General features: G+C 33.7%; 5 protein-coding genes. 1 reads left to right on the forward strand and 4 read right to left on the reverse strand.

What is annotated here, in order from left to right; genetic code table 11:
* Positions 1–8: 8 nt before the first annotated feature.
* Complete coding sequence (locus RLT85_RS11710) at positions 9–3,167, reverse strand: UvrD-helicase domain-containing protein (protein WP_311402240.1); 3,159 nt, start codon at positions 3,165–3,167, stop codon at positions 9–11.
* Between the two features lie 368 nt (positions 3,168–3,535).
* On the opposite strand from RLT85_RS11710, the gene RLT85_RS11715 reads away from it, so the two are divergent.
* Positions 3,536–4,144 (forward strand): superoxide dismutase, encoded by a 609-nt coding sequence (locus RLT85_RS11715; protein ID WP_311402241.1) that lies wholly within the window; start codon positions 3,536–3,538, stop codon positions 4,142–4,144.
* Positions 4,145–4,201: 57 nt separating this feature from the next.
* Here RLT85_RS11715 and RLT85_RS11720 read toward each other — a convergent pair whose 3' ends face one another.
* The 3 genes from RLT85_RS11720 to RLT85_RS11730 all read right to left on the reverse strand — a co-directional run bounded on the left by RLT85_RS11720 (position 4,202) and on the right by RLT85_RS11730 (position 9,236).
* Positions 4,202–6,130, reverse strand: a complete 1,929-nt coding sequence (locus tag RLT85_RS11720) for a tetratricopeptide repeat-containing sensor histidine kinase (RefSeq protein WP_311402242.1) — start codon at positions 6,128–6,130, stop codon at positions 4,202–4,204.
* 202 nt (positions 6,131–6,332) lie between these two features.
* Entirely contained in the window at positions 6,333–8,231 is a 1,899-nt protein-coding gene (locus RLT85_RS11725; RefSeq protein ID WP_311402243.1) for an amidophosphoribosyltransferase, read from the reverse strand.
* Between the two features lie 81 nt (positions 8,232–8,312).
* Positions 8,313–9,236 carry a PfkB family carbohydrate kinase gene (locus RLT85_RS11730; RefSeq protein ID WP_311402244.1) on the reverse strand — a complete coding sequence of 308 codons (924 nt, stop codon included), beginning with the start codon at positions 9,234–9,236 and terminating at the stop codon, positions 8,313–8,315.
* Between the last annotated feature and the right edge of the window lie 264 nt (positions 9,237–9,500).

Below are 9,500 nucleotides of genomic sequence, written 5' to 3' on the forward strand. Positions count from 1 at the left end.
TAATAAATTCAAATGTAAACAATCTTTAGCTCAGCCGTGTCTTGTAGGTAAACTAATATTTTTTTTATGACCCTATAACCCAAACTTTCTACTGCCATAGCATAGGTTTTGATTTGATTTTCGTGTGTAGACGAAAAAGCTCCCGTTTTATAATCAATTATTATTGCTTCTTTTTCTTTTATACATAAACGGTCCAATCGCTTGAATTCTCCCTCGTATAAAATTTCTTTTTCGTTATAAATAATATATTCTTCAGAAAAATAAATTTTAAGCTCTGGGTGCTCTACCAAATTTAAAATCGAATCTTTATACAGCGAAGTTTCTATTTTTTCTATTAAAGAAGACTGAATCGCTTTTTTTAATGCTTTTTCTACATCGGTCTTTACTTCAATATCATTTAAAATTTCGTGTAAAGTATTTCCAAAATCTATGGAAGCCTCTTGATGAGTATCCCATAAAACTCCAGATTTAGTTACTACATCAATATCATGCTGTGTGGGTGCCGAAGAAATCATCTCTTGATAAATCAATTCTTCTTGTTTTTCTTTTATTTCTTGCTGATTTTTGAGTTCTCCAAAAGAATAACTCAAGGAATCGTTCCACTTATTCTTCAGTTTTAAGTAATCAATCAAAATTCCAGAAATTTTATTTTTCTTCGGAAGGTTATTTTTGTCCAATTCCAGTTCAGATAAAATATAAAGCTGATTTTTAGCCCTTGTAAACGCCACATATAGCACATTGAGCACATCAAATTGTTTTTCCTGAAGCAACTGAGTGTATTTTGATGCGGCATCTCCCTTAAAATCCAAAAGATTTTTGGAAGCTCTTAAATACCCCAAGGGAATAGGCAAACTTTCGTCTTGCAACTCTACCCATAAAAAATCTTTCATCGTATCATCTAAAGCAGAATTCGCATAGGGATGAATCACAATTGGAAACTCCAAACCTTTAGACTTATGAATGGTCATAATTTGTACAGCATCTTGTCCTTCTGGCGCTACAATGCTCAACCTATCTTTTTTATGTTCCCATTCTTCTAAAAAATGCAATATACCTCCACTATTTTTCTGCGTAAATTCATACACAAAGTCTAAATAAAATTGCACATAGGCATTAGAACTATGCATCAGTTTAAAACTGCGCAACACATATTCTACACCATCATAAAAAGGAATTTTCTGAAAATTACCAAGGTTAAAAAACAGCTCGTATTCTTCTAAAGAATCAAAAAATTCCTGTCCTGTTAAAGAAAGTTTTGCGTTTACGAAGGTGAAAAAATCTACATCGCCTACTTGATGCTCCCATAAATAATGCAAAACGCCAAACTTGGCCTGTTGATCTAGAGGGTAAACGCTAAGCTGCAATATATGAGTAACAAACTGCACTTCCATAGACTGATTTACCAACAAAGTTTCCGAAGAGATTATAGGAATTCCGTATTCATTTAGATACTCGGCAATGGCATATCCTTCGCTTTTTCTTCTTACTAGAATGCAGATATCTTCTTTACGGTAGCCTTTTTCTTCTAAATCTTGGATGAGTTTTAGAATTCTCTGCGGATAAATTTCATTTTTCTCTGCGGCATTTTCGGCTTCTATAAAATCTATTTGCACATAACCTCCTTCTTTCTTCTCTACTTTCTGCGCTGCATTCAAGAAAAGATCTTCGTAAGCCGGAGTTTCAATATAGGAAGCCGCATGTGCAAAAAAATCATTATTAAAGTTGACTACCTCTGCTTTACTTCGCCAGTTTGAAGGGAGATTTTCTACCGTTTTAGAAACCGAAAAAGGATTGTTAGAAATTCCTTCATTCTCACTACTCAAATCAATAAATTGCTCGGCTTTTCCTCCGCGCCAACGGTAAATAGATTGTTTGGCGTCCCCTACCAAATGCAAACTTCCTAATTTTCCTGCGGAAGAATACGAACTCAAACTGCTAGAAATTAAAGGAATTAGATTATTCCATTGCAGTTCTGATGTATCTTGAAACTCATCTACAAAATAATCCTGATATCTTTCGCCCAAACGTTCATATATAAAAGGAACCGGTTGATTTTTTACGCTTTCGCTGATTTTTTTATTAAAATCTGAAATCAATAAAATATCTCGTTCTTGCTTTAGCAATTCTACTTCGCGTGAAATGGCATTTAATAAGGATAAAGAATTTAAGTTTTTTAAAACTTGTCTAAAAAGCTCTTGCTGAAAAGCCGCTTTTTCTACCAAGCGATACTGGGCGGCAATCTGTGGTAAAAGCGCATCCATAATGCTCTTTTTGTCATCGGTTTGTTTTTTTGCATAAGGAGCGTTGGTTTCTATATCTTGCTGCCATTTACTGCCAGCAGGATACCAATTGCCGCCATCAATTACCTTTTGAAAATATTTTGGGATATACCCAGAACTAAAATCTTTAGTTTCTAATCCATTTTGATTCATGAGTTCCATAAAACTGTTCGCTTCGGCTTTAGCGATTTCACCAAGCAATTTTACTTTTTCACGAATTAGCTTTTCGAAAGTTTTAAAATCTCTTAACTCATACTTTTGTAAAATACTTAGTGGCTCAATGTAATTTTCATTGATAAGAAGTTTTGCAATATCGTTTAGATCCTTGGCGATGTCCCAACTTTTATCATCATCTGCCTTGCTTAAAGAAAAATCGATTAAGATTTTAGTGAGTTCTTGGTCTTTTCCTGCTTTTTCTATGATTCGGTCTACGGCTTCGCTTAAGACCAAACTTGTATCCATTTCAACTTCAAAATTAATGGCGATGCCCAAATCTTTAGCGAAGGTGCGTAAGACTCGGTGGGTAAAACCATCTATGGTAGAAATTTCAAAAGCAGCATAATTGTGCAAGATACTTTCTAAGATAAGTTTACTTTTTTGATGCACATCTTCCGCAGTTAGCTGGGTTTCTTCTTCAATAGCCAAACGTAAAGCTACATATTTAGCTGGCGTTTCTCCTTCCGCGAAAGCGCGCAAAGCATCTATAATTCTACTTTTCATTTCGGCCACAGCCTTATTGGTAAAAGTAATGGCCAAAATATTCTTATAAAAATCCTTTTGAGAAGATTCAAACAAGAGGCTTAGGTATTTTTTTACAATGGTAAAGGTTTTACCAGAACCAGCAGAAGCGTTAAAGACATAAAATGAAATAGGATTGGGATTTTGCAATACGTATGTTTTTTATAGTCATGTCCGACTAAGTTGTTAAACCATTGCCCTTTTAGATGCTAGAAATTAGATCTAAATTCTAGTATCTAATAAACGGTATTTTTAATTCCGTAAATATAACTCTATTAAGATAGGTAAACTGTAAGTGTTAACGGGCTTGTTCGTTACCTACTATGAGCAATACAATTTAATATTCATTTTAGACACTCCTAATTATTTTTACTAAAATAAGAAATGTAAGCCTATACCGAAGCCTAAGAAGAAAGATTTTGTATTTAAGTATTTTATAACATTATATAATTTTTAAAGTCTCTCTTAATAGTTAAGTTTGATTGAAAATTTACTATTAACAAAAAAAATTTATAATTATGGCTTTTGAACAACCAAAACTTGACTATGCATACGATGCATTAGAACCTAATATTGATGCGAAAACTATGGAAATTCACTATAGCAAGCACCACGCTGGGTACACAAAAAAATTAAATAATGCGGTAAACGGAACTGATCTAGAAGGAAAAGATATTGAAAAGATTCTTACCAATTTAGATATGGATAATAAAGCAGTAAGAAATAATGGTGGCGGTTTTTATAACCACAACTTATTTTGGGAAGTAATGTCTCCTAAAGGTGGAGGAGAACCTACTGGTGATTTATCTAAAGCAATTGATGAAGCTTTTGGAAGTTTTGATACTTTTAAAGAAGAATTTTCTAAAGCAGCTGCCACGCAATTTGGCTCTGGATGGGCTTGGCTTTGTGTACATAAAGGTGGGAAATTAGAAATTTGTTCTACCGCAAACCAAGATAATCCATTAATGCCAGAACAAGGCTGTGGAGGTCATCCTATCTTAGGATTGGATGTTTGGGAACACGCATATTACCTAAATTATCAAAATAGAAGACCAGACTATATTGATGCATTTTTTAATGTAATTAACTGGGAAAAAATTGGAAAAAAATATGCAGAAGCTAAATAGTTTAGTCTGCTAATTTATATTTTAAACTGTCTAGAAAAGTAATTTTTTAGACAGTTTTTATTTTTTAGGAATAGCGATACTCACTAATGTACCCTCAGAATTGTTAGTAGCATCCAACAAATCTGTATAGCTAATGGAAAAATCATAACGGTGTTTTTTATAAAAATTGGCAAGCAGCTCTTTGGTAATCGTAATTCCTACAGATTTCTTTCTTAATTCTTTTTTAGATTTTGCTATTGCTGCCTGTTTTCTACCAATACCATTATCCTTTACCTCTAAAAGCAAATGATTTTTTTGTTCTAAAACCGAGATGCTTATGACCTTCTCCCCTTCTTCTTTTGGCAACAAGCCATGCCATAAAGAATTTTCTACAAAAGGCTGCAAAAATAAAGAGGGTACGGGAACCTCTTCCAAATTATAGTCGGTTTTAATATCTATCGTGGAAGTGATTTGTTCGTTAAACCTAATATTCTCTATTTGCAGGTAAAGCGCCACTGTTTCTAATTCTTCTGTTAAAGGAACTTGCTTAGATAATGAAGATTCCAAAATTTTCCGCATAAGCTTAGAAAATTTATTAAGGTAATAAACCGCATTCTTTTTTTCGTTTTGAATAACGTGCAGCTTAATAGCATTAAGCGCATTAAAAATAAAATGCGGATTCATTTGAAAACGCATTAATCGTTGTTCTAGATCCAAAATATTTCTTTCTGATTTTAATTGCCGCTGTCTATAAAATAAGTAAATACTTATTACAGCTAAACCAGCCAAAACAGAAATGATGATCCAAATATTTTCTTGTCGTTCGTGTTTTAATTCGCTAATTCTATTTTCCGCAGATAAATTTTTTATTTTTTCTGATTTCTTTACAGATTCATATTTTATAATAAGATCATTGATATATTGAGCTTTTTTTAAACCCGTTAATTCAGTTTCTAAGGCTTGGTGTTTTTTATAATGCATTAATGCTTCTGAAGGTTTATCGTTTGCCTCATAAAGTATAGATAAATACCGATGCAAATTGGTTTGCAAGTCTTTTAAATCTTTCTCTTGGGCTTCTTCTAAACTTTTGAGATAGATAGTTTCTGCTTCCTCATAATTTTTATATGCAAAGGCTAGTTTCCCTTTATTAATGGAAATAAGCAAGTTATAAAAATCACTGTTCACACTTTTTGCAATGGGAATAGCCATTTCTATATATTCTTCAGCTTTTTGCGCATTGTTCTTTTTAAGGTAAATGCTCGCCAAGCGATTATAGCAAATCATCCTACCAAAATGATTTCCTAAGTCGGTATCTATATCCAGTGCTTTTTCTACATAAAAAATTGCTTCATCATACTCTCCAATTTTCTCGTAGGTCTTACCTATATTTTCATTATTAATAGAAACCGACCAGCGGTTACCAGATTCTGCTGCTATTGCCGAAGCCTTTTTAAAACTTTCTATAGCCAGTTTGTACTGCTCTAATAAAATATATACATTTCCTATAGAGTTATAGGAAACTTCTTTACTTCTTAAAATACCATTAGAATGATTGTTTATTTTTTCTGCAATCGTTAAGGCTTTTGCATGAAAATCTATAGAAGACTCGTACGCATTCATTTTACGGTAATCGACACCAATCATATTTAAACTGAAGATCTCAAATTCTTGATTGCTTGCTTTTTTTGCATAAATCAATGCTTCTTGGTGCATTTCTAGAGCCTTAGTATGCAAGGCGTGTTTTCTATAAATGTTACCCAGTTTTATATACTCATAACTTGCTGCGGTAAAATATTTCTCTTTGGTGAAGCGTAAAATTGCATCTTTTACTTGAGTAGAATCTCGCTGAAAAAATTTTAATTGATCATTTATACTCTTATAAGTTAATGGTCGTTCTATTAATATGCTGTCTATAGCTTGTGCAGGAGTAGTTTTTGTCCAGCAGGTAAAAGAAAATAGAAAACAAAAACACAGCGTTAGAAAAGAGCTTTTGATTGATGGGATCATTTTTCAGTTTCTTTATAAGTAAGGTTTCAAAATGGTACCAATGAAAAAAAGGTGGTTAAAAAAACCACCTTTTTGCCCCAAATTTTACCATAAACTTAACCTACTTAGTTATGGAATTATAAATATATATAATTATTGTTGATTTATCAAAATAAACTGCGGATTATTCTAAATATTTTCGGTTTATATTTAAAATCCTTATTTAATAGGCTCTTTTATTATTTCCTTCATAAAAGTTTATAAATGCTCTATTTACAACTCGATTCCCGCCAGCCGTAGGATAATCGCCTGTAAAATACCAATCTCCCAAGTTCTTAGGACAAGCTTCGTGCAATTTTTCTACGGTTTGATAAATTACTTTTACTTCTGCCTTAATGGAATCATCACTTAGCAATTCTCCAATTTTATCTGAAATTTGCTTATCTGTAAAAGGTTCGTATACTTCTTTTACAAAATTTTGCACTTCTGTATCGTCCAATTCAGTTTGATCTTTGCATTTCTTGTACACCCCTTCAATAATAGCATACTTATCGTGGTCTTTTAAAAGCTCTAATGCTGCTTTAAAAGCTATAAAATCTTCTAGTCTAGCCATATCAATACCGTAACAATCTGGATAACGAATTTGTGGAGCCGAGGAAACTACAATAATTTTTTTAGGCTCTAAACGATCTAGCATTTTTAAAATACTCATTTTAAGCGTCGTCCCTCTTACAATAGAGTCATCAATTATCACTAGATTATCTGTTGGTTTTACTACTCCATACGTAATGTCGTACACGTGTGCTACCAAATCATTTCTACTACTATCTTCAGTTATAAAGGTTCTCAGTTTAACATCTTTAATCGCGATTTTCTCTGTACGTAGGCGGTGAGAAAGGATTTCTGTAAGACGTTTATCTGTAAGATTTTCTTTTTCTTCTAATATCGCTTCGTTTTTTTGTCGGTTCAATTCATCTTGTGCGGCTTCCACCATTCCGTAGAAAGAAGTTTCGGCAGTATTTGGAATAAAAGAAAAAACCGAGTTAATGGTATCGTAATCGATGGCTTTTAAAACATCTGGCATAATAAATTTACCCAAATTTTTACGCTCTTGGTAAATTTCGGCATCACTTCCTCTAGAAAAGTAAATACGTTCAAAAGAACAAGCTTTTCTTTCTAAAGGTTCTACAATTTTCTTGATGGAAGTTTTTCCATTTTTCTTGGTAATTAAAGCGTGGCCTGGTTCTAGCTCTTTTACGTCTTCAAAAGCAACATCAAAAACCGTTTGTATCACAGGCCTTTCTGAAGCTACTACTACGGCTTCATCATCCATATAATAATACACCGGTCGTATTCCTGCGGGATCTCTAAGTACAAAAGAGTCTCCGTGCCCTATAAGACCAGCCATAGCATAACCTCCATCCCAGTCTTTGGAGGATTTTCTTAAGATCTTTGCTACATTTAATTGTTCAGCAATATGCGGGGAAGCTTGCTGTTTAGAATAGCCTTCTTTTTTAAGTTTTTTATATAGCTTTCTAACTTCAGAGTCTAAAAAGTGACCTATCTTTTCCATTACCGTGACCGTATCTGCCTTTTCCTTGGGATGCTGTCCCAATTCTACCAAATTGTCAAACATTTTAGACACATTGGTCATATTAAAATTACCCGCAACGATAAGATTACGATGCATCCAATTATTTTGACGTAAGAATGGATGAACGCTTTCTATACTATTTTTTCCAAAAGTACCATAACGCACGTGCCCTAAAAAGACCTCTCCTATATATGGGATATTTTTTTTTTGAGCTGCGACATCGGTGGTATATTCAGGATGTTTGATAAGCTCTTCGTTAATACGATCGTTAATCTGAGCAAATATATCTTGAATAGGCTGCGCATGATTAGAACGCACTCTACTAATATACCGTTCTCCAGGGTCTGTATCTAATTTTATACTTGCTAATCCTGCACCGTCTTGACCTCTGTTATGTTGTTTCTCCAACATGAGGTACATTTTATTTAATCCATAAAATGCGGTACCATATTTCTTCTTATAATACTCTAAAGGCTTTAGAAGTCTTACTTGTGCAATTCCGCATTCGTGTTTTATAGCGTCGCTCATAATGATAGATTCCTTTGAAATTTGTGGTGTTGTTATTCTTGTATAAGTATCAAAAAACCCTGCGCTGGGCAGGGCATTTGTTTAATTTAAATCTATTTTAAATTGAGTAAGAGATTTGAAAACTTTTAATCTTTTATCAATTTCATCGCCTTCCAAATCAATCATTCTTTCGGTGCCGAACTTCTCTACACAGAAGGAAGCTAAATTGGAGCCGTAGATAATCGCATTCTTCATATTCTCAAAGGAAGTATCGTTGGTTTGGGTTAAATATCCTGCAAAACCACCGGCAAAAGTATCTCCTGCTCCTGTAGGATCAAAAACATCCTCTAGAGGCAAGGCGGGTGCAAAGAACATCTCATTTCCATGGAATAACAAGGCGCCATGCTCTCCTTTTTTTATCACCACATATTTTGGCCCCATCTTAGAAATCTTACGCGCTGCTTTTACCAATGAATATTCTCCAGAGAGTTGTCTTGCTTCTTCATCATTAATTGTAATGACATCTATTTTTGCAATCACTTGGTGTAGCTCATCCAAAGTGTTATCCATCCAAAAATTCATCGTATCTAAGATGATCAGCTTAGGGCTATCCATTTGTTCAATCACGCTTAATTGGACGAGTGGATGTAAATTTCCTAACATAACCACCTCTGCATCTTTATAACTCTTTGGAACCATTGGTTCAAAATCTGCCAGCACATTTAATTGGGTATCTAAGGTATCTCGTGAGTTCATATCATTATGATATTTCCCGCTCCAAAAAAATGTCTTACCATCTTTAACGACTTCCAAACCTTCTGTATTAATATTTTTTCGCTGAAATAAATCTAAATATTTCTGCGGAAAATCTCCACCTACAACGGAAACAATCGCGCTATCTACACCAAATTTTTCGGCTGCCAGGCCGATATAAGTACCAGCTCCTCCTAAAATTTTATCTGTTTTTCCAAAAGGAGTTTCTATAGCATCAAAAGCAACAGTTCCTACAATTAAAAGTTTACTCATGGGTTATGTAATTTTGCTGCAAATATACGCGGTTTTAGATAATATGTAGAATCTTACCACCGAAATTCCTTTTTCTATAATTTGTTATTTTTTTTCTGAAGTTAAAGCATGAAAAAAGCTCGTCTAACGAATTAGACGAGCTTTTATATATACACTGGGAATCTTATTTTTCTACAAGGGTAAAAGAAGATCTTCTATTAAGTTCAAATTGTTGTTCGGTACAAGGTTCGCAGTCTACTTTTGGTGCAGACTCTCCCATTCCTT

The organism is Mesonia ostreae, assembly GCF_031845265.1.
Lineage (GTDB): Bacteria > Bacteroidota > Bacteroidia > Flavobacteriales > Flavobacteriaceae > Mesonia > Mesonia ostreae.